23 protein-coding genes are annotated in these 20,372 nt (G+C 46.8%); 15 read left to right on the forward strand and 8 right to left on the reverse strand.

The genetic code is table 11. The features are described 5' to 3' along the window. The first annotated feature begins 16 nt into the window (after positions 1-16). From acpS to THEAE_RS0100610, 6 genes are all read left to right on the forward strand, one after another. Entirely contained in the window at positions 17-391 is a 375-nt protein-coding gene (gene acpS / locus THEAE_RS0100585) for a holo-ACP synthase (protein WP_005586467.1), read from the forward strand. A gap of 125 nt (positions 392-516) precedes the next feature. Next, positions 517-2,076 carry an NAD(P)H-hydrate dehydratase gene (locus THEAE_RS0100590; RefSeq protein ID WP_169729942.1) on the forward strand — a complete coding sequence of 520 codons (1,560 nt, stop codon included), beginning with the start codon at positions 517-519 and terminating at the stop codon, positions 2,074-2,076. 45 nt (positions 2,077-2,121) lie between these two features. Continuing rightward, positions 2,122-3,144 carry an outer membrane lipoprotein-sorting protein gene (locus THEAE_RS0100595; RefSeq protein WP_005586470.1) on the forward strand — a complete coding sequence of 341 codons (1,023 nt, stop codon included), beginning with the start codon at positions 2,122-2,124 and terminating at the stop codon, positions 3,142-3,144. 137 nt (positions 3,145-3,281) lie between these two features. Further along, the gene (locus THEAE_RS0100600) at positions 3,282-3,656 is read left to right on the forward strand and encodes a GntR family transcriptional regulator (RefSeq protein ID WP_028986197.1); all 375 of its coding nucleotides are present in this window, start codon (positions 3,282-3,284) and stop codon (positions 3,654-3,656) included. 3 nt (positions 3,657-3,659) lie between these two features. After that, a complete protein-coding gene (locus THEAE_RS0100605; protein ID WP_005586472.1) occupies positions 3,660-4,538 on the forward strand; it encodes an ABC transporter ATP-binding protein in 879 nt (292 codons plus the stop codon). Beyond that, positions 4,519-5,169 (forward strand): ABC-2 transporter permease, encoded by a 651-nt coding sequence (locus THEAE_RS0100610; protein ID WP_028986198.1) that lies wholly within the window; start codon positions 4,519-4,521, stop codon positions 5,167-5,169. Before THEAE_RS0100605 ends, THEAE_RS0100610 begins: the two co-directional genes overlap by 20 nt. A gap of 13 nt (positions 5,170-5,182) precedes the next feature. Here THEAE_RS0100610 and THEAE_RS0100615 read toward each other — a convergent pair whose 3' ends face one another. The 7 genes from THEAE_RS0100615 to THEAE_RS23780 all read right to left on the reverse strand — a co-directional run bounded on the left by THEAE_RS0100615 (position 5,183) and on the right by THEAE_RS23780 (position 10,321). Further along, positions 5,183-6,130 carry a response regulator transcription factor gene (locus tag THEAE_RS0100615; protein ID WP_028986199.1) on the reverse strand — a complete coding sequence of 316 codons (948 nt, stop codon included), beginning with the start codon at positions 6,128-6,130 and terminating at the stop codon, positions 5,183-5,185. A gap of 117 nt (positions 6,131-6,247) precedes the next feature. Continuing rightward, positions 6,248-6,895 (reverse strand): ABC transporter ATP-binding protein, encoded by a 648-nt coding sequence (locus THEAE_RS0100620; RefSeq protein WP_028986200.1) that lies wholly within the window; start codon positions 6,893-6,895, stop codon positions 6,248-6,250. A 13-nt stretch (positions 6,896-6,908) separates the two neighbouring features. Beyond that, positions 6,909-7,610: a hypothetical protein gene (locus tag THEAE_RS0100625; protein WP_005586476.1), complete on the reverse strand. Its 702-nt coding sequence runs from the start codon at positions 7,608-7,610 to the stop codon at positions 6,909-6,911. Between the two features lie 12 nt (positions 7,611-7,622). After that, a complete protein-coding gene (locus THEAE_RS0100630; RefSeq protein ID WP_156920515.1) occupies positions 7,623-8,132 on the reverse strand; it encodes a hypothetical protein in 510 nt (169 codons plus the stop codon). A gap of 142 nt (positions 8,133-8,274) precedes the next feature. Then, positions 8,275-9,138 carry a hypothetical protein gene (locus THEAE_RS0100635; RefSeq protein ID WP_005586478.1) on the reverse strand — a complete coding sequence of 288 codons (864 nt, stop codon included), beginning with the start codon at positions 9,136-9,138 and terminating at the stop codon, positions 8,275-8,277. Positions 9,139-9,222: 84 nt separating this feature from the next. Next, positions 9,223-9,630, reverse strand: a complete 408-nt coding sequence (locus THEAE_RS0100640) for a hypothetical protein (protein ID WP_005586479.1) — start codon at positions 9,628-9,630, stop codon at positions 9,223-9,225. 490 nt (positions 9,631-10,120) lie between these two features. Beyond that, entirely contained in the window at positions 10,121-10,321 is a 201-nt protein-coding gene (locus tag THEAE_RS23780; protein ID WP_084213392.1) for a LuxR C-terminal-related transcriptional regulator, read from the reverse strand. A gap of 137 nt (positions 10,322-10,458) precedes the next feature. Between THEAE_RS23780 and THEAE_RS0100650 the strand changes: the two genes are divergently transcribed. Both THEAE_RS0100650 and THEAE_RS0100655 read left to right on the forward strand, forming a co-directional pair. Continuing rightward, the gene (locus THEAE_RS0100650) at positions 10,459-10,848 is read left to right on the forward strand and encodes a BlaI/MecI/CopY family transcriptional regulator (protein ID WP_028986201.1); all 390 of its coding nucleotides are present in this window, start codon (positions 10,459-10,461) and stop codon (positions 10,846-10,848) included. Beyond that, on the forward strand, positions 10,848-12,686 hold the full coding sequence (locus tag THEAE_RS0100655) for a M56 family metallopeptidase (protein WP_028986202.1): 1,839 nt from the start codon (positions 10,848-10,850) through the stop codon (positions 12,684-12,686). The genes THEAE_RS0100650 and THEAE_RS0100655 overlap by 1 nt, the downstream gene beginning before the upstream one ends. Here THEAE_RS0100655 and THEAE_RS0100660 read toward each other — a convergent pair whose 3' ends face one another. Further along, a complete protein-coding gene (locus tag THEAE_RS0100660) occupies positions 12,687-13,205 on the reverse strand; it encodes a hypothetical protein (protein ID WP_028986203.1) in 519 nt (172 codons plus the stop codon). Positions 13,206-13,689: 484 nt separating this feature from the next. Between THEAE_RS0100660 and alr the strand changes: the two genes are divergently transcribed. From alr to THEAE_RS0100695, 7 genes are all read left to right on the forward strand, one after another. After that, positions 13,690-14,847, forward strand: coding sequence for an alanine racemase (alr, locus tag THEAE_RS0100665; protein ID WP_028986204.1), 1,158 nt, complete (start codon positions 13,690-13,692; stop codon positions 14,845-14,847). Between the two features lie 204 nt (positions 14,848-15,051). Beyond that, entirely contained in the window at positions 15,052-15,330 is a 279-nt protein-coding gene (locus THEAE_RS0100670; RefSeq protein WP_005586485.1) for a CopG family ribbon-helix-helix protein, read from the forward strand. Positions 15,331-15,333: 3 nt separating this feature from the next. Then, on the forward strand, positions 15,334-15,684 hold the full coding sequence (locus tag THEAE_RS0100675; RefSeq protein WP_005586486.1) for a type II toxin-antitoxin system PemK/MazF family toxin: 351 nt from the start codon (positions 15,334-15,336) through the stop codon (positions 15,682-15,684). Between the two features lie 106 nt (positions 15,685-15,790). Then, on the forward strand, positions 15,791-16,258 hold the full coding sequence (locus tag THEAE_RS19530; RefSeq protein ID WP_005586487.1) for a hypothetical protein: 468 nt from the start codon (positions 15,791-15,793) through the stop codon (positions 16,256-16,258). 72 nt (positions 16,259-16,330) lie between these two features. Beyond that, on the forward strand, positions 16,331-17,323 hold the full coding sequence (locus THEAE_RS0100685) for an aldo/keto reductase (RefSeq protein ID WP_028986205.1): 993 nt from the start codon (positions 16,331-16,333) through the stop codon (positions 17,321-17,323). A 260-nt stretch (positions 17,324-17,583) separates the two neighbouring features. After that, a complete protein-coding gene (locus tag THEAE_RS0100690; RefSeq protein WP_028986206.1) occupies positions 17,584-19,746 on the forward strand; it encodes a methyl-accepting chemotaxis protein in 2,163 nt (720 codons plus the stop codon). Positions 19,747-19,838: 92 nt separating this feature from the next. Further along, positions 19,839-20,351 carry a SprT family protein gene (locus THEAE_RS0100695; RefSeq protein WP_028986207.1) on the forward strand — a complete coding sequence of 171 codons (513 nt, stop codon included), beginning with the start codon at positions 19,839-19,841 and terminating at the stop codon, positions 20,349-20,351. Positions 20,352-20,372: the final 21 nt, after the last annotated feature.

Consider the following 20,372-nt stretch of genomic DNA (forward strand, 5'->3'; position numbering starts at 1 on the left):
AAGGTAGGGAAAGTAGATGATCATAGGGATAGGTACCGATATGGTAGAGATTGAAAGAGTTCGTGGTGTGATCCACCGGAATAAGAGATTTCTCGACCGAATCTTGACGGTAGGTGAGCTCGCCTTTCTTCCCTCTTCGGCGGAGAGAAGGGCGGAGTATGTAGCCGGACGATTTGCTGCCAAGGAAGCTTTCGCCAAGGCGATGGGGACAGGCATCGGTGGATCCCTCTCATGGAAAGATCTCTCGGTCATTGCAGGGGAGCATGGAAAACCCATGATCCTCCTACAATCCCGCCGCTTTCAGGAGGGAGAGTGGACGAGGCGAAAAATCCATGTAAGCATCACCCATGAAAGAAGCATGGCCCTCGCCTTCGTCATCATCGAAGAATAAGGGGCCGTCTTTCTAGGGGTCTTGAACACTTCATCCGCATATCGTCTTCGGAAGTTTCCCTGGGGCTAGTCAGCATATTTGGACATGTGGGTACATAAGATGATAACACGTAGGAGGGACTAATGGTGTTTCTGCTTACGGCACAAACGATGCGTCTAATGGATCGCTTCACCATCGAACAGGTGGGGATCCCCAGTCTCGTCCTCATGGAGAATGCAGGGAGAGCGGTGGCAGAAGAGGTGAAGAAGGAGGTGGAGCCCGAAAAACGGATCCTTATCCTTTGTGGGTCAGGGAATAACGGAGGAGACGGCATGGTGGCTGCCCGCCATCTGATGAATGGCGGTTATCGGGTAAAGGTATGGCTAGCCGGGGAAAAGGAGGGATCCGAGGAGGCGAAGATGGAGCGGGAGATCTTGGAACGAGGCGGGTATCCATATGAGCGTATTCCAGGCAGGGAGACGCAATTCTTTCATGACCTCTCCCAGACAGATCTCCTCGTCGATGCCCTCTTCGGCATTGGAATGACCCGGGAGATCACCGGGAGGATGCGGGAATGGATGGAAAAGATCGTCACATATCTCCCGCCTCGGGTGTTGGCCGTAGACATACCTAGCGGGATCGGCGCCGATGACGGGAAAATCTATGGAATTGCCATTCCGGCAAAGAAGACGGTTACCTTTGGGTATCCCAAATGGGGTCATTTCTTACAGGAAGGGGCCCGTTTTACCGGAGAATTAGTCATTGCAGATATTTCAATTCCTCATTCGGTCGATCAGCGTCTCCCCAATGATCCGGGAAATCCGCGATCGGAAATCGATGAACTGCTTACGGCTGCGGAGATCAAAAGTTTATTCCCCTCATCCGATCGCTTTACCCATAAGGGCAGCTATGGCCATGTCTTCATTGTGGGGGGATCACGGTATTATCCGGGAGCTTCCATGTTAGCTGCCATGGCCGCCCTCAAAGCAGGGGCAGGATTGGTTACCCTAGGGGTTCCTGCTTCCCTTGTCTCCTCCATGGCCGCTTTTTCCCCTGACCCTACCTACCTCCCCTTACCGGAGGAGGAAGGACATCTCAAAGAAGAGGCCTGGGCTGCCGTTCTGAACGAGGCGGAGAACTTTTCTGTCCTAGCGGTAGGACCGGGATTAAGCCGATGGGAGGAAGGGACAAAGGGAATCGCAAAATTGGTCCAAGAATGCTCCACCCCCCTCATCCTCGACGCCGATGCCCTTAATCTCCTGGCGAGGGATCCCTCCATTCTCCATGGGAAAAAAGGAGAGGTTCTCCTTACCCCCCATCCGGGGGAGATGGCGAGGTTAACAGGACGAACGGTTGCAGAGATCGAAGGGGATCGCCCAGGATGGGCTCGGCGTTTCGCCCTCCAGTATGGGGTGCTCCTCCTCCTCAAGGGCAGTTACCCCCTGATTGCCACCCCGTCGGGGAAAATCTACCTCAATCCCAAGGGAAGTGCTGCCCTGTCTAAAGGAGGAAGCGGGGATGTTCTGACCGGGCTGATTGCAGGTTTCATGGCCCAAAAGCATAACCTTCTCGAAAGCACCTTGCTCGCCTCCTATCTGCACGGGGTGATCGGTGAAAAAATGATGGCCAAGGGGGGCCGTACCCTCCTTTCCTCAGAGATTTTATCGTTTGTGGCGGAAGTGATGCAGGAACACAGGACCCTATAAAGGGACCACCTCCCCTCTCATCTTACAGGAAAGGGTTGAGGTTAATTGAGAAAACGAAGGGGACTCTTCGCGGTTCTCACTGCCGGGCTTCTCCTCCTTCTTCTCTCCGGTTGTGGGAGCAAAGGTCCTGACCAGGTGGCGGCCGATCTGGAGAAGAAGATGAAAAGTTTACAAAGCTATATGGCTCAAGGAACGTTAACCCTTAAAACAGGCCAGGCTTCCCAGTCCTATAAAGTGGAAGTATGGCATAAGCGGCCGGACTTTTTCCGCATCGCTTTGACCAATGTGGAAAAAAGCGTAAAACAGATCATCTTGAAAAATCAGGAGGGCGTTTTTGTCCTTACCCCGCATCTGAATAAGAGTTTCCGTTTTCAGAGTAATTGGCCGGATCGCCAGGGGCAGGTTTATCTCTTCGAATCCCTCGTAAATAGTATAATAAACGATCCGGAGAAAAGTTTTGCGACAGAAGAGAATGCTTATCTCTTTCAGGTGAAAGCCAACTACCAGAACCGGACATTGGCCTATCAACGGGTTTGGTTTGATGCGAAGACGCTGGCTCCCAAAAAGGTAGAGGTGATGGACCCTGATTATAAGGTTCTCGTTTCACTGACCTTTGAGGATTTTCGCTTCGATACCAAGTTTGATGATGATGCCTTTGATACCCAGCATAACATGACAAGCTCGAGTGCCCCTTCGCTTCCGGTGATGGGAGAAGAGGGAGCGAACAAAGATTTCTCCGTCATTGAACCGGCATACCTGCCTGATGGGGTAAAGGCTACCGGCATGGATGAGATAGAAAACGAGGAAGGGAAGAAGGTGATTTTCCAATACGGGGGCGTCTACCAGTACACGGTGATTGAAGAGCCGGTAAAGGAGCGGATGGTGATTGCTTCCGAAGGAGAACCTGTCGATTTAGATTTCCTCATGGGAGTCAAGACGGTAAACGGCAACGTAAAAACCCTCCGCTTTACTTACAATGGCGTTGATTTTACCCTCATGACCGCCAATCTTCCCGACGAAGAGATGGTGAACGTGGCCAAATCGGTCTTCGGCCAGACAGGGAAATAGGATCTCCGCTTAGACAAATGCCCAATCCATGGGCATTTTATTTTTTTTAAAACTTGACAGAACCGTTATAACCGTATATAGTGTATATGAACGATAATTCCGATGAGCTTCTCATCGAAGGGAGGGTTGCCCGGTCTATGAGGATCATCTTGTCGAATGCGTCCGAGCTCCCCATTTATGATCAGATCATACGTCAAATCAAACAGGCGATTGTGACGGGGGAGCTTAAAACAGGGGAGATGTTGCCCTCCATTCGAACGCTGGCCAAAGAGTTGCAAATTAGTGTGATCACCACCAAGCGGGCCTATGACGAATTGGAAAAGGAGGGATACCTGTATAGCGTTCCGGGGAAAGGGACATTTGTCGCCGCCGAAAACCTGGAAATGCTGCGGGAAGCCCGCGTGAAGATCGTGGAGGAAAAATTGGCGGAAGCGGTGACGGCGGCCAAGGGAATCGATTTGTCCTTAGACGATTTGCTGGAAATGGTAAAGATTCTTTATGTGGAGGGATAGGACTTGGAGTATAGTCTGGAAGTGAAGAATTTGAGCAAGTCATTTGGCGATTTTGCGTTGGATGGCGTTTCATTCTCTCTACCCCAGGGATATATTATGGGTTTTATTGGGCCGAATGGGGCGGGCAAAAGCACCACCATCCGCATTTTGCTCGGTCTGTTAAAGAGGGATGGGGGGGACGTAAAGATTTTGGGACAGGATCCAATACTTCAGAGCGAGGAGATCAAGCAGAGGATTGGAGTGGTATTTGATGAGAATTATCTCTATGAAACGTTAACCCTCCTTGATATGAAGCGGGTGGTTGCTCCTTTTTATAAAAGATGGGATGAGGCGCGTTTCCGGGAATATATCGACCGTTTTTCCCTGCCCCTGCACAAGAAGATCAAAGATTTATCGAAAGGGATGAAGATGAAGTTCGCCTTAAGCTTAGCCTTGTCCCACCATGCCGATCTCCTCATCTTGGATGAACCCACTTCGGGCCTCGATCCCGTCGTGCGGAGCGAATTTTTGGACATTCTCCAGGAACTGATGGAGGATGAAGGGAAATCGGTCTTTTTCTCCACCCATATTACCTCCGATCTGGAAAGAATAGCCGATTATATCACGTTGATTGATGGGGGAAAAATTCGCTTTAGCATGACAAAAGATGAGATGATGGAACGATATAGCCTGGTGAAAGGGGGAAGGGAACTTCTGACGGAATCGATGAAAGAGAAGTTGATCGGTTTTAAGGAGCATGCTTTCGGGTTTGAGGGCCTGACGGAGAGAAAAGGAGAATTGATGAAGGAATATAAAGAGGGGCTCGTCTTTGAGAAGCCTACATTAGATGAAATAATGATTTATTATACAAGGAGGAATCCCGATGGGACCGCTCGTGCTTAAAGATCTACTCTTGCAAAAGAAATATCTTACGGTGATGATCCTTTACCTTTTGTTCGCCTCTTTTTTCATTACGATGAACGGGAAAGGCACCGAATTTTCTTTTCCCTTTTTTGCCTTCCCCCTGATTTATCTTTTGGGGACCACATCCATGGCCCATGATGAAACGGCTTATCGTTATTTGGCCATTCTTCCCGTGAAGCGGTGGAAGATTGTGGCGGTGAAATATCTGACGGTTTGTTTGTATTTCTTCCTGATCATGACCTTCTATGGACTTGTAGGGGTGATCTTAAACCTTCTTCCTTTCCTTCCCGGATTCCCCCCGATTACATTGGAATCTCTTTTTCTGGTTTTTGCGGGAACCTTGGTTTTTTTCGGCGTCAACTATCCGGTTTTGTTTTGGTTTGGGCCGATCAAGGCGCGCTGGATCAATTTCATCCTTTTCTTTCTCTTTTTCTTTCTCATGAATGTCGCCACAGAATCTCCGGAGATCATGGACCGGGTAAACGACGTTTTAAACGGGCTGGATCGATTCCCCGGGGGAGGGGTCGCCTTATTCACCCTCTTTGCCGTTCTCCTTTATCTTCTTTCCGCCCTTCTCTCTATCCGCCTCTTTTTAAAGCGGGATCTTTAGAACCCTTCATGATTCATCCATGGCGATTCACATCGTCTATGCAGCGGAATAAAGCTTCAATCGTATTTTCAACATTGAACTTCTCCGCAATGCGTCGAATATGGGTTTTAACCGTCGTTTTTTCGACGAAAAGTTTCTTTGCAATGGCTTTGATATTAAAGCCGGCGATTAATAACTCCAACACCTCGATTTCACGAGGTGTTAATAATTTTGTCACCATTTCAGGAAGACGAACGGCCACAGATGGCCTAATCCGTTTGAAGTTCTTATACCAATCTCTTTCCGGTACGAATCGCTCCTCAATACCGATTAACATTTCAGACAACCACGCCGCATAACCTTCTACTTCCTTTCGAGCATCGATGATCAACCCTGCATAGCCAATGAGATCGCTCTCCACATGGCAGAATCTTATTTTAATCGGTGCCGCCACGGTCCAGACCTCTTTCAGATTCGGACAACTGTGCTCCAACCCCCAAACGGCTTTTAGACCCTTGCTTTTTCGCGCGAAGGTAAACGCTTGTGCCCCAAAATGCCATTCATCAATCAACATCCCTCTCGCTAAAACCAAGCCCTTTAGGCGACGTTGCCATTCCACAGAAGAAAGCGCTTCTGGATCGATGACTCGAACGATTTGGAGCGTTTGATCCGTAATCACCATGATCATGTCTCTCATTAAACCATGCATTTGTTGCTTCCGACGAACCCGTTCTCCAATCAAGGAAGATACCATCTTAAGAAGTTCAAGATGCTTCGTTGTCATCTGCTGCCGCTCTGTTTGCACCCTTATTCGAACCGATTCCCCATTCGTCTCGGAGTCAGGTGAGGCAATCTCTTCATTACAGCCCGAAGTGTTACTCCGATCATTCAACACCTCCAAAAGCGCCTCCAGCTCCTCCCTTCCTACATGTACACCATGTATACCCGGATCATTTCGCCGAACATCATTCAATCCGTACAACACTTACCCCTCCTGCGCCGCCAGATGCGCAGTCTGAAGGTGTTGTAAAATCTACCGCGGCAGGCATTATTTACATCTAATATATCATGCAAAATTGAATTGGACAATAACTCCCTCCTATGAGGGATCCTCCGCTTTTGAGACCTTCCCGGAATCTACTTTATACACTTCATGGCATAAGGTTTCGATATCCGCCTTATGATGGGAAGTTAATAGAATTGTGGCACCCCGTTCATTTTCTTTTTTGATCAGGTCATACACCTTTTTTACGGAATCCTCGTCCAATCCGTTCGTCGGTTCGTCCAATAAAATGAGTTCCGGTTCCTCCATAATGGCTTGGGCAATCGCCAGCTTCTGCTTCATTCCTAGGGAATATGCTTTCACATTCCGTTTATCCTCCGGATCCAGTCCCACTTGAACCATGGCTTCTTTAATCCGCTCCGGACCTATCTTTCTCTGAATATCGGCGAGAAACTTTAAATTATCAAACCCTGTATATTGTTCCAAAAATCCGGGCTTTTCCAAGATCATGCCGACGCTTCTCGGGAAAGAGATCGTTCGATGCAGCGTCTCCCCGAATAAAGAGACCTCCCCGGATGTAGGTTTTACAAGACCTGTAATGACGCGAAACAACATCGATTTCCCGGATCCGTTCCGCCCGACAAATCCAATAATTTTTCCTTTTTCAATGGTAAACGATACATCGCTTAATATTTCTCTGCCTTTGATCGTTTTACTTACCTTATTTAACTGAACTGCCACCATCATGATCACCCTCCTAATTAAAATCCATTCTCTTAGCTTTTCGTATGATTAAGGCTGCCAACAGCAAAATGACCAGCCATTCGAGTACCATCACAAGCAGTAAGTACCCGTGGACATTCTCTTTCATCCCATAATAAAGAGGAATATACGGTTCCACAATCCGTGCGCCGGCATAAAAGAGAAGTGCGATTACGATATTGGCCACTTCCACGAGTGTATAAAGCTTCAGCGTAAGCCACAGTAGTGCGTGGACATAAAAGTTAAACGTTAGGCTCATCAAGAGGATCAGCCATTGAAAATCCCAAGCAGCTTGAGCGTGAAAAAATAATGAGCCAACAAAAATAACGGCTATATTGCATAATAAGTAAAAAACGGTGAAAAGAAAGCCCACGATCATTTTGCTCCACCAATAAAGACTTGCATTTTTATACCGAAGAAGTTGGTAGAGTTCAAACGTATGGACAGTCGGTTTCCATACGATCTGCAGCTGTATGAGAAACCCAAAGCTTAGAAAAATCCAATAGATCCAGTTCATTGGGTAATTATTGACCGAACCGTACAATAAGCCTAAGACCTCACTCGTCGTCCACTCGGGGGAAATGATCCCATTCCCGGCGAAAAGCAAAAATTCAAGGATCGGGATACTGAAGATCAACCCTATGAATTTTAGGAAATCTTGCTGTAACAAACGACATTCCAACGCGATAATTTTCAACGGCTCACCTCCTTAATGAAAGAAATCCTTTTGCTTCATCTGTTTGCCAATGATGAACGACATCAAAATAATCATGATACCCAGGAGGATCATCATCACAATCGGCATGACCCGATACCCATACTGTAAAATAAATGGGATGATTACAGTCGTAGATTCTTTATCGAGAATAACGAGAAAAATCATGAAGAAAGAGGCTGTTATCCGATTACTAGCTACTGCAATCGAGGTAAAGAGGAGTCCTATGGCCACAAGCAGTAGAAATAAGATCACCGCAAATAAAGAAAGAGATGATACGTCCGCCAATGGTCGTTGTAGAAAAAAATGATATCCCACTATCCCCGACAAGAGAATAACCAGTGTAAAGAGGAAGGCATATAGAAGGACCAACCAAATAAGGTAGGTGGCAAGATCTTCTCTCCGCCGATATCTTTGCATCATCCACAGGGTATTTAAATCACTATTGATTCCGAGCAATAAAATAAACAATGGATTATATAAAAATTCAAATCGAAACGTCATAATCAAATCTTCCACAGAGATGAAGGTTTTCACCAAAAAAGAAAATAAACCATTCAAAAGAAAGATGATTGGAATGAAGCCAAGAATCGCTGTGTTCTTTTTCTTCCTTAACAAGAAATCCTGAATGACAAACCGAAAAATGTTACGATAAGATGTCACGATTCCTTTTCACTCCCATCACATACAACGCTACGGTAAGCAGCATGAGGATTACGAAATCAATGATAAAGGGAGCGTAGAATAATCTACCTACAGCCTGGCGTGGATCTAGAAAATCAAAAGGATCCCAATTTAATAAATGAAGAGTGCTAAATATGAACCACCCTCCTAGATAGAGCACTAACGGCATAAACAGGATCAGATACCTGTTTTTCAGCCATAAGGAAGCAGCCAAACCGAAAGTTGCATAAGCACCGGCATAGAACGCTCCGATAATATAGTAAACCAGAATATATAGATATGGGGAGACCCTTAATAAATCTGAAAATAGCTCTTTTTTTCTTGAGAGAGCGGTTGAATCGCCAACAACGGCCGTCCCGCGCACCAGTTTGTCATATGCGGCGGAAAACCCCGAATAATCCCAAGTCCCCGATAAGAAGTTCATCAGTGCAATCCCAATCAATAATGGAAGCAAGAAAAGGAGAAAGGAGATGAAAAAGGTGAAAATAAACTTCTTGGTGTAATAATCCTTCCTGCTCCTTCGGCTTAGTTGATAGAGGAGGTTTCCGGTTTCCCGCTCCTGATAGATGGTGTCCACGACTGGCAACGAGACCAGCAGCGGAAAGATAAAATAATAAAAAGAGGAGAAGAAGGCATCAGATAAGCCGATCCAGTATTGGCTAGGGGATATAAGAGCCACTGAATCTGCAAATTCACCATTAATTCTTTGTGTTATATCAAATTCTTCCTTATAGGAGGTAAATCCCTGCCAGACAGCCAATCCTACCATAATGAGTAAGGTAATCAGGCTAATATAAGTAACGTTGCTTTTTAACAGCTTTTGCATTCCGGTCACCCCTTCCATATATAAGAACGTTTGACGATTGTCAAACGTTCAATCTTACCACTTTTTCATCTCTTTTTAGTGCTCTTATTGATCCGCTCTAAATTGACCGGAGTACTCCACTTCATAGATAGACCACCTAGCTGCCCATCCTCGCAATCCAACTGTATGATTTAGTGAGGAGGAATCCAAGTTAAATTCTGCTAAAGTACCGTCAGTAGCATCAAGGTATGTCGCAGATACTTGCTTTTCCGGTGAGACATTTTTGTCATAAACATTCATGTTCATCTTGTACTCACCACCAACACTTAAAATCTGAGCTTGGGCATATGTGTTGTTAAGGTTAGTATCTGTAGTTAACTCTATCCATTGTTGCATCGAAGGTAACACGCCTGCAAAAGAATTCCAAGACGTTCCAGCAAACACAGTTACTGTACTAAGCGTCAATACTGCTACTAAACTAATAACCGTTAAGAACCGTAATTTGTTATTCATCTTAATTCACCCCCTTTCTTTCGTAGTTTTCTCCCTCACGTACAGAACTTTTTGAACCAAAGTGAACACGATGTAAGATTCTTATCTTTTTGATTCATCCCTCCTTCATTTCGTTAGCGAAACCGCGTGAAGATCTATCTTGGTAGTCTAGAGGTTGTAAGGGCTTTATGATTATGTGTCTTACGCGATATCCGCTTCTGGTATAACTATACTATCTTTTACTCCATTTGTCTGTCCTACCAAAAGGAGTACTTTTTTAATCTTCTCAACCTTATTGATCCTCCTAGGAGTAGGACAAACCTTCATTCGGCTCCTATATACACTTTAATTATGAAGAAACTGGACGGTCATTTGCTCCTCTTTCTTCCCATCTGATTCCCCGGGGGAGGGGTCGCCTTTTTCACCCTCTTTGCCGTTCTCCTTTATCTTCTTTCCGCCCTTTTTTCCATCCGGCTATTTTTAAAGCGGGATCTTTAGAACCCTTCATGATTCATCCTTGGCGATTCACGTCGTCTATGTAGCGGAATAAAGCTTCAATATTATTTTCGACATTGAACTTCTCCGCAATGCGTCGAATATAGGTTTTAACCGTCGTTTTTTCTACGAAAAGTTTCTTTGCAATGGCTTTGACTTTGATTGTATTTTTTGCTTTTCGTATGGTGAAAGCTGCCAACAATCCGCACGCTGGCACAAAAGAGTAATGCGACGACTATATTGGAGTGCAAAAAATTGGAGTGCAAAAATGGTTGCCCGATTTTATTGACATACATATCTTGGGTGAATTATAATGGTCCAAATTATACAATTGTATAACGAGGAGATTGAAGCATGGAACCCAAATTGAAACGGCTACCGGATGCGGAATTGGAAATCATGCTCGTGATCTGGAGGGCTGACCAAAGCGTAAGCTCCTCCTACATTTTGGAACAATTGAGGGATAAACGAAAATGGTCATTGCCCACTTTAATGACCGTGCTTGCACGCCTAACAGAAAAGGGCTTTCTATATTGCGAGAAGGAGGGCCGCAACAACAGATACCGTGCTGCCGTATCGGAAAAGGACTATAAGGAAAGTGAAGGTAAATCAACACTGATGAAGTTGTTTGGCAACTCTGTCCAGGACATGGTTCTGTCCTTGTACAATGGGAAGGCGATTACCAAAAACGATCTTATAGAGCTTCGGAAACTGATTGATAAAGTAGAAAAGGAGGGGAGCTGATGCTTTCAAGCGTATTCAAAGACTATCTGATCACTTCAGCGACGACGAGTCTGCTGATAGTGAGCTTGCTTCTTCTGACTCCCCTGCTGCGCAAACGTTATACAGCAAAATGGACCTATTGGATATGGGTAATTTTAACGATCCGTTTACTACTACCTTTCAATTTTCCTTTTAGTAGTAATCTTATAGAAATCCAACTTCCTGAAAGACAAACCATAAATTCTGGTTTTCAAGAGGGCACGCTAAAGGAGACGCAAGTCAAACCAACAATCGCCGATCAGCCGATACAAGCAGTCGTCGAATCGGCAATCGAAAGCCCTTCGCTATTCTCCATTATTGCCATAGTCTGGCTTATCGGGGTCATGTTGTTTTTACTTTACCATGTTGTAGGGTACTACACATTTAGACAACAAGTGCTCCGATGGAGCAGGCCTATAGAGAATAAACGTACTGCTGCCCTGATCAAGAACGTTTTTGTCCAGTTGGGTGTTCCGCCATCGGTTACAGTGCTCACGAGCGAAAAGGTCCCGAACCCGATGATTGTTGGTTTCAGAAAACCGCTGCTATTTTTGCCGCATGAAAAGTATTCCAGAGATGTATTGTATTTTATTATCAAGCATGAACTGGTACATTATAAGCGCCATGACATGATGTTTAAGCTGCTGCTACTGACGGTGCATGCCCTCCATTGGTTTAATCCGTTCGTATGGTTGTTGGTGCGTGAAGCTAGCCGAGTCATAGAAATCTACTGTGATGAAACCGTCGTAAGCAAACAAAGCTTATATTATCGCAAGAAATATTGTGAAGCCATTTTATCTGCCATGCAAAGCCCAAACCCCAAGTTTTTGGCCTTATCCACTAACTTTATCGGAGGAAAAAATGCGATGAAACAAAGGTTCATGTCCATTCTTAGTATGAAGAAAAAACGAAATGGTGTTGGCCTTTTCTGTACCTTCGTACTTCTGATCGGAACGCTTGGCGTATTGGCCGCCTGCACAAACATATCGAATGGCAAGGAAGCAATTAAACCCGGTACGATTTATTCGAGCATCGACGGGGACCCAATTGTTGCGTATGATGCCGGCAATTCGTATTCCATAAATGCGGACGGCACCGTTTCTGTCTCTTACCGGAACGGGGCCGTTACAGTGAAAACGCCTTTAAAATTAGATAAGACCAGAGAGACATGGGACAGAGGAATAAGCGCGAGCGGATTTTTTATTTCCGAGGATAAAACGGCCATCGTGTATAATCCTCAACCTGACAAATTATCGCCAGTCCATGTTCTGATTAGTGACGACATGGGAAAAACGTGGAATGATTATATCATTCAAGGCGCAAAGGGAAATGAGTTATTCATCGGTTTCACGTCGAAAAATGAGGGTTGGATGGTCAGCGGCCACTCCCGCGGCGTTGGAAGTGCATTGAATTATGTGTTCCAGACCTCGGATGGCGGGAAGACATGGGAAGAAGTTGGGAACCCCAATGATATTTATTCGGAGCATCTGACAGGCGTAGGTTTTTCCAACAGGGATATTGGCTTTTTAGGGTACAGATATTTTATGGATGATGGTCCGGTCATTTATTGGACCAAGGACCAGGGCAAATCTTGGGGGAAACTTTCTGTACCCCTTCCGGAAAAATTCAGTCAATATAAAAAAGATCCCCTTTCTCCCATTTTTAACGGAAAGGAAGGGATCTTTCCAATTGCCCTCATTGATCCGGAGACTGGTGTCATAGGGACCATTGATCTGTACAGCAAAGACGGTGGGCTAACATGGGTTTATGACGAGAAGTATGATAAACTTTTTAACAAAGCCTTCGGTATCGCCTACTGATTAAAATTCAACTCCAACGAAGTGATCTAAAATCCTGCGGTCAAAATCCAACTCCACATTTATCTTTTCCTGATGTTTTACCCCATCTTTTGTCTCCCAGTGAATGATAAAATACGTTTTCTTTACGATATCCTGGACACCCAAATCATTCGGAGGATATGCACCTCCACCACCTGTCACGAAAGATGCATTGTCGTCTAATCTGTCAACTGGGACGGAATAAGTTGCGTGAGGGATCGTGCCACCTTTAAAATCATCATAGATTTCCACCAAAATTCCTCCCGTTAATTGATTGGGGTCTGCTACATACGTAATGTTGGCACTCCCGCTTACTGCGCCATGATGGGTTATCCAAACAAATTGATAGTCTGAGATCTTCCAGTGTTCTCCTTGTCCCTTCATCTTCAGAAAGTAGGAATTGTGATTGATTGTGGTAGGAAAGTAAACCTTGACGATCGTGAATGTAAGAATATTCGTTAGTATGATGGCTCCAATCATCCATTTTAAATTTAGTTTCATTTTTTCCCATCCTTTGTGTACTTAAAATCGTTTGAGCTGAAGTGTACCAAGGGTAATCAGAATAATTATACGATCTTTTACTCCATTTGTCTGTCCTATCAAAAGGAGTACTTTTTATATCTTCACAACCTTATTCGCCCTCCTAGAAGCAGAACAAGCATTCATTCGGTTCCTTTGTTTACTATGAAGAAACTGGACGGTCATTTGCTCCTCTTTCTTTCTGTCTCAACGTATGAAAAATATCTCCGAAGTGATTTTTTGGGGGCGCGTTGAAAGCCATAGACGCATGACAATCTTTAGAACCCTTCTTGCGAAATGCGGGAAGGAGGACTATCATAAGGGGGTAACCGATCGGATGACGGTGAAAGATGCGTCTTGCAGTACCCAATGAATCGGGTGGCGAATGTACAGAAAAGTATTAACGGTAAGAAACCCAAGTTTGGGGAAATGAAGGATTCATAAAGATCAAAGGAAAGGGTTAGAGATGGAGAGATACGGCTGTCGACCGACTTATATTGAGCTAGACTTGGAAGCCCTCGCGCATAATGTGAGAGCGATCCGGGAGCATCTCCCTGAGGGAACGGAAGTGATGGCGGTGGTTAAGGCGAATGCATACGGACATGGAGCGATCCCGATCGCGAGGGCGGCGCTTAAAGCAGGGGCAACCCGTCTCGCCGTCGCTTTATTGGAAGAGGGATTGGAACTGCGCAGGGCCGGAATCGAAGCGCCCATTTTGGTCCTCGGGTATACCGATCCGGGCACTCTTCCCTATGCACAGAGGGAAAGAATTGCCGTATCCATCTTCACGGAGGATCAGGTGGAACGAGCGATTCCCCATCTATCTCCCCAGTTTCCCCCTTTATTGGTCCATCTCAAAGTGGATACCGGCATGCATCGCATCGGTTTTCTTAGCCCCGAATCCTTTCTTCGTGCGGCGAAGAGGATCGTAGATTCCGAGGTAATGGTGTTGGACGGGCTCTTTAGCCATTTCTCCATGGCCGACGACCCCACATCAGATTATTCGGTGACGCAGTATCGACGCTTCCAGGAATGGATGGAGCGGTTAAAGAGGGAAGGGATTCACCCGAAAACGATCCATATCAACAACAGTGCAGGCAGCCTTCGCTTTCCGGCGTGGGGCCATACGATGGTCCGATTCGGCATTAGTCTCTACGGCCTCTACCCTTCCGAAGCGGTGGAGAAAGAAGGGATTCTCCCCCTTCAACCTGTCCTCTCTTTGAAGACACAGATCGTCCAGGTGAAGGAGCTTCCCGCAGGAGAACCGGTCAGCTATGGTGGAACCTACGTCACATCCGTTCCTTCCCGGATCGCAACGCTTCCCATCGGATACGGGGATGGGGTGGACCGGAGGCTCTCCAATCGGGGAGTTGTGCTGGTTCACGGGAGAAGGGCGCCCATTGTCGGCCGTGTCTGCATGGATCAATGCATGATCGACGTGACCCACATTCCCGGGGTACAGGTGGGGGATGAAGTGATCCTCATCGGAAGACAGGGAGGGGACGAGATTCGGGTGGATGAGATAGCCTCCCTCTTGGATACCATCAACTATGAAGTGGTGACTCGCCTTTCCGCCCGCCTGCCGAGAATTGTAAAGGAGCAAACCGCATCATCGACTTTCTGAAATCCCCACAGCCATTGATCTTGAAACGAGAGGGATTATCTGCTACAATTAACCTTGTTATCGATGGGACGGAATCGGAGATGCAGCTAAGATTCGGGTTAATCGATGCACAAAGGCAAGCGAGAGACGCGTTTTGTTTAGTATAATTTTTACAAGCAAGACGAATAATGGAAATAGTTTGGGCTAGCGTGGAGGTGTGTCTCGTTGTCAAAATCGAATACTAAGCGCATTGTCGTGAGTATTCCTCAACCGCTTTTGCAGGAAGTAGACGGCATCGTACGCCGGGAAAGCTTAAACCGAAGTCAGTTTATCCGGGAAGCGATGAAACTTTATCTGCGTGAGAAGAGAAGGCGCCTGATCAGAGAGAGCATGCAGCAGGGGTATCAAGAGATGGCTCGCATCAATCTTAACATTGCATCGGAGGCTTTTCTTGCGGAAGAAGAGGCAGATCTCACTCTAGACCGCTTAGTAAGTGGGGTGTAGGGCTTGATTGTGAAGAGGGGCGATGTATTTTTCGCCGATTTATCTCCCGTCATCGGGTCAGAACAAGGGGGGATGAGGCCGGTACTCATCATACAAAATGATATCGGCAACCGCTTTAGTCCGACGGTGATTGTTGCAGCGATTACCGCCCAAATCCAAAAAGCAAAGCTCCCCACCCACGTAGAAATTGAAGCGAAAAGCCACGGTTTCGACCGGGATTCAGTCATTCTGCTGGAACAGATTCGTACCATTGATAAACAGCGCCTAACCGACAAGATTACTCATCTGGACGATGAAGTAATGGAGAAGGTGAACGACGCGCTTCAGATTAGTTTAGGTTTAATCGATTTTTAAAAAAGATCAAGATGTGAAGAGAAAAAACACCATCTGCATAACGAATGGTGTTTTTTATCTTTTTCATGGTATGATGTTTATAAAAGGAAAAAAGAGGTGAGAGCGGTTGAGAAATGTGATCATTAGCAGAATCTCTCGTTTTATATTCACGGAAAATCAGTTAAAAGCGGTGTGGGAAAGGCTAAACAAAGGGGTGTCATTTCAAGGAGCCACTCCTGAACAATTAATGGAGTTGGCAAAAAAAGAGCTGGAGAATTCTTCCCTTCAAGACCTAGCCCATCACATTCCCGGGATGGGTTACCGAGATGACGGAGAGATGGTAGGGAAAACCATAGCGGAAAAAAGTGTTGGGCTTACTCTGCACATGGAAGTAATTGACACCGATCTGGAAGGAGACGGAACCACCCTTGTCCTGGACCGAGTTTTAAAAGTAGCTTGTGAGGAATGCGGGTTCATTTTTTATGTAGACGATATAAACGAAGAGCTCTCCCACTTAAAATGTCCTCATTGTCAGGGGAAAGTTCATGCGATCACCACCCACAGCATGATGAAGAGAGAGGAGAAATCCTTTTAGGAAAAAATTGTGATATACTGATTTAAGGAAGATGGTTCTTTGGGGAAATCGAAAAAGGAGGAACCTCTACATATGGAAAAAATCGTTTTAGGAAATTCAGGGCTTACTGCAAGCCGAATCGGATTGGGTACATGGGCGATTGGCGGTTGGATGTGGGGGGGAACGGATGAGGAAGAATCGATCCGCACCATTCTAAAAGCCCTTCATGAAGGGATCACCCTGATTGACACAGCCCCTGCCTATGGCGCAGGCCGTTCAGAGGAGATTGTGGGTAAGGCGCTCAAAGAATACGGACAACGCGATCAAGTGATCGTGGCGACCAAAGTAGGTCTTGAACTCCTTCCGGGAGGTGGAGTGCGGCGGAACGCATCAAAGGCAGCCATTCAAAAAGAAATTGAGGATTCATTGCGGCGTCTCCAAACCGATTACATTGACCTTTATCAAGTTCACTGGCCCGATCCCCTCGTTCCGATTGCGGAAACGGCCGAGGCCTTACATGACCTGCTGAAGGAGGGGAAAATTCGCGCCATTGGAGTTAGCAACTTTTCTCCGGAGCAGATGCGTGAGTGGATGGAAGTGGCGCCGCTTCACACCGACCAACCGCCGTACAATCTTTTTGAACGGGAAATCGAAAAAGATGTGCTGCCGTTTTGCCGGGAGCACCATATAGGCACCTTACTCTACGGAAGCCTTTGCCGTGGTTTGCTTACGGGGAAAATGAGCAAGGATACGGTCTTCCAGGGGGATGATCTGCGAAAAGTAGATCCGAAGTTTCAACCACCGCGATATGATCAGTATTTACAAGCCGTGGAAAAACTAACGGATCTCGCACGTTCCTATGGAAAGAGCCTCACCGAATTCGCCGTACGATGGATTCTTGACCAACCGGGTGCTTCCGTCGCCTTATGGGGAGCCCGGCATCCACAGCAGTTGGACCCTGTGAAGGGGATAGACGGGTGGCACATTCATGAGGCAGACCTAAAACGCGTCGATGAGATCCTCGCGGAAACGATCCAGGATCCGGCAGGACCGGAATTTATGGCTCCTCCCTCCAGGGATCATTGACACATAAGACCATCCCATAGGTCCTCTTCCAAAACAGAGGAGCATAGAACCATCATTCTTCGCGCAGATAGGAGCGGAACATACGAGGGAAAGGACATCCTGACGCAGGATGCCCTTTTTTATCCCCTCCATTTCAAAAAGATTGCAGGAACTGTAAGAGAAATGTAGAATAATGAAAAAGTGTCGTTTTCGTCTTGAAGGATTACGTGTAGCACGATTGAACGAAAGAAGAGTGATTGAGAGCACGGGAGGGACATCCGGTGAAGAATGTGAAAAAGATTTGGAAGAGAAAAACGAAACGAAAGGAGGAAGATCGAGGGGAAAGAGAGATTCCCTTTCGGCATTCTCTGGCTTTCCAGCTTACGGCGAGCTATCTGGCGGCCATTCTCCTCTTTGCCGTCCTCATGGGGGGAATCGTTACGCCCATCCTTACCAACCAACTTACGAAATCTCTCTCGGCTCAGGCGGAGGAAAACGCAGCCAATGTGTTAAGCAACGTAAAATCTTTTAACGACTCGATGTTGGATGGGGTAAAGGCGATCGCCATGACACTTTCCCGCTTCTCCAATTCGAATGACATAAGTGCCCTTTTATATAACATTAATTCCAACACGGATCGGTTTAAAGAACTTCTTTACATAGACATGGAGGGGAATGTGGTCGCCAAAACGGGCTTTATGAGGGATGGAACCTTTTCCGCCGATGGGAAGCAATCGTTTAAAGACCATCCTTTTCTGACGGAGACGATCAAAAAAGGGAGCTATATCAGCCCCATCCTTCCCCACTCCACATTAAGCAACGCCTTTGAGATCGATTATGCGGCTTCGGTCATTAACCCGTTGGGGCAAAAGATCGGAGTGGTCGTTGCCAAGGCGAACACGATGTCCTTTTGGAATGCGATGCGGGGAGAAAAGAGAGACGCAAGCAGCCATACCTTTCTTCTGAATAAAGAGGGGTTGTTGGTAGCCGCCGATGATAAAGAACTGCTCAAACAACAATTTACGGATGAAAAGGGGAATGCGATTGCCAAAGAAAACTTGAAAGGGGACTGGCTTCTTAAGGATGGTGCCGTGAAGCAACTGATGGATACAAAGGGAAAGGCACAAGAGACGTTTACTTCTTCAGGGAGGTATGCGGGAATCGACGGGGCAGAAACGATTGCCGCCTTCGCCTATGATCCGAAAACGGGACTCAGTGCCTTTGTAGAAACACCTGTCTCGATTGCCTTTGCACCGGTACGGATGGTGCAGGCCATTCTCATGGCGGTCATCCTGGTTACCTCCCTCCTCGTTCTCCTGGGTGGATTCTATTTCTCCCGGAGAATTACACGCCCCATTCGTCATATTGTAAAGGTAACGGAAAAAGTAGCCAAAGGGGATCTTACCCTCCGTACTTCATTGGATAGGAAAGATGAATTAGGACTTCTCTCCCGCTCTTTTGATGCGATGATCCAGGAATTGGCCGGCATCGTGATGGATGTGGAACAATCTGCAAAGAGAACTCAGGATACGGCGGAGAAACTGGTGATGAGTTCTAAAGAGGTGGTGACCGGCGCCGAACAAGTGGCGTCCACCACGGAACACATCGCCTCCGGTGCAGAACGGCAGGCGCAGCTGGCCGCATCGACCGACGAAGGAGTTCAGGCGATGCGGAGGATGGTGGGACAGGTGGAAGAGCGGATGGAAGAGGTGTTGAGCCATGCCCAGGGAACCCGCCATTACATTGAAACAGGGCGGCAAGCATTGGAGAGACTTTTGGCAGGGATGGAGAGACTTACCCTCAATTCGAGCAATAGCGCTCAGGCCGTAAAGGAATTAGCGGAGAAAACGGAAGAAATCGGAAAAATCGTCGAAACTTCCGATGAGATTGCAAAGAGAACCAATCTCCTCGCGATCAATGCGGCGATCGAAGCGGCCCGGGCCGGGGAGCAGGGAAAGGGATTCGCCGTCGTTGCCTCGGAGGTACGGAAACTGGCGGAGCAGAGTTCATCCTCTTCCAAACAGATTGCAGAGATCATCTTAACGGTAAAAGAGGCCGTCCATTCTGTCGTCGACCGGATTGAGTCCAGCATCGAGCTGGCCGTTGCCGAAAACAAAGGGGTAGAACATTCAAAAGAGGCCTTTTCCTCTATTTCCCGTTCCATGGAACAGGTTGAAACATCGGTACGAATGATCCGGGAGATCGTGGCGGATCAGAGAAGCCAAGTGGAAGCCATTGCGGATCAGGCAAGATCCTCAGCGGCGCTGGCCCAGGAAACCTCTGCCGGAGCAGAAGAAGTAGCCGCCTCCTCCGAAGAGACTTCTACGATTATGGAGGAGATGCATCGCAGCATTGAAGTATTGGAGGAGACCGCACGGGGTCTTCGGGATATGGTAGCCCGCTTTCAGGTAGGCACCATCACCATGCCTTCCGAAAAAGGGTGATGGAATCTCTGCCCTGGAGGATTTTTATGCGTTTGGGAGGGGGAAGGGTGAGGAAAAAGAAGGGGAGCCCATGGGGAAAAAAGTTCAATGAGTTGGAAGGATGGCGAGGGGATGATTTTCTCCAACATTGGGTGGAGGAAATCTCCCTTCAGGATTTTCAAAAGCCCTTTCTCCACAAGGTGCGGTATAATCCGCGCCTTCGTACCACCGGGGGACGGTATCTTCTAAAGGACCATTCCATAGAAATTAACCCAAAACAATATGAAGTGAACGGGCGCGATGAGGTTCTTCGCATCATCCGCCATGAGTTATGCCATTACCACCTCCATCTGGAGGGGAAGGGGTTTCGTCACCGGGATCGGGATTTTAAAGAACTTCTGGCCAAAGTGGGAGGAACCCGTTTTTGTCAACGGATAGACAAAAGGAAATCTCCCTGGCCCATCCGTTACCTGTTCCGCTGTTTGGGGTGCGGGATGGAATATCCCCGAAAGAGGAGGATGAATCCTGCCTTCTATCGATGCGGCAAATGCGGAGGGGGGCTAACGTTGATTCCGCTTTCTTTTAAGAAAGAGTATAATGGGATGAGAGGGAGAAAGGGAATGTAAGGATTAGATTTCGGAAAAAGG

The sequence above is a fragment of the Thermicanus aegyptius DSM 12793 genome (genome assembly GCF_000510645.1).
Classification (GTDB): Bacteria; Bacillota; Bacilli; order Thermicanales; family Thermicanaceae; genus Thermicanus; species Thermicanus aegyptius.

Excerpts from the sequence above, each read along its gene's own strand:
- acpS (WP_005586467.1), top strand. The coding sequence starts at position 17 with ATGATCATAGGGATAGGTACCGATATGGTAGAGATTGAAAGAGTTCGT.
- THEAE_RS0100600 (WP_028986197.1), top strand. The coding sequence starts at position 3,282 with ATGAGGATCATCTTGTCGAATGCGTCCGAGCTCCCCATTTATGATCAG.
- THEAE_RS0100610 (WP_028986198.1), top strand. The coding sequence starts at position 4,519 with ATGGGACCGCTCGTGCTTAAAGATCTACTCTTGCAAAAGAAATATCTT.
- THEAE_RS0100620 (WP_028986200.1), bottom strand. The coding sequence starts at position 6,895 with ATGGTGGCAGTTCAGTTAAATAAGGTAAGTAAAACGATCAAAGGCAGA.
- THEAE_RS0100630 (WP_156920515.1), bottom strand. The coding sequence starts at position 8,132 with ATGACGTTTCGATTTGAATTTTTATATAATCCATTGTTTATTTTATTG.
- THEAE_RS0100635 (WP_005586478.1), bottom strand. The coding sequence starts at position 9,138 with ATGCAAAAGCTGTTAAAAAGCAACGTTACTTATATTAGCCTGATTACC.
- THEAE_RS0100640 (WP_005586479.1), bottom strand. The coding sequence starts at position 9,630 with ATGAATAACAAATTACGGTTCTTAACGGTTATTAGTTTAGTAGCAGTA.
- THEAE_RS0100650 (WP_028986201.1), top strand. The coding sequence starts at position 10,459 with ATGGAACCCAAATTGAAACGGCTACCGGATGCGGAATTGGAAATCATG.
- THEAE_RS0100655 (WP_028986202.1), top strand. The coding sequence starts at position 10,848 with ATGCTTTCAAGCGTATTCAAAGACTATCTGATCACTTCAGCGACGACG.
- THEAE_RS0100660 (WP_028986203.1), bottom strand. The coding sequence starts at position 13,205 with ATGAAACTAAATTTAAAATGGATGATTGGAGCCATCATACTAACGAAT.
- alr (WP_028986204.1), top strand. The coding sequence starts at position 13,690 with ATGGAGAGATACGGCTGTCGACCGACTTATATTGAGCTAGACTTGGAA.
- THEAE_RS0100685 (WP_028986205.1), top strand. The coding sequence starts at position 16,331 with ATGGAAAAAATCGTTTTAGGAAATTCAGGGCTTACTGCAAGCCGAATC.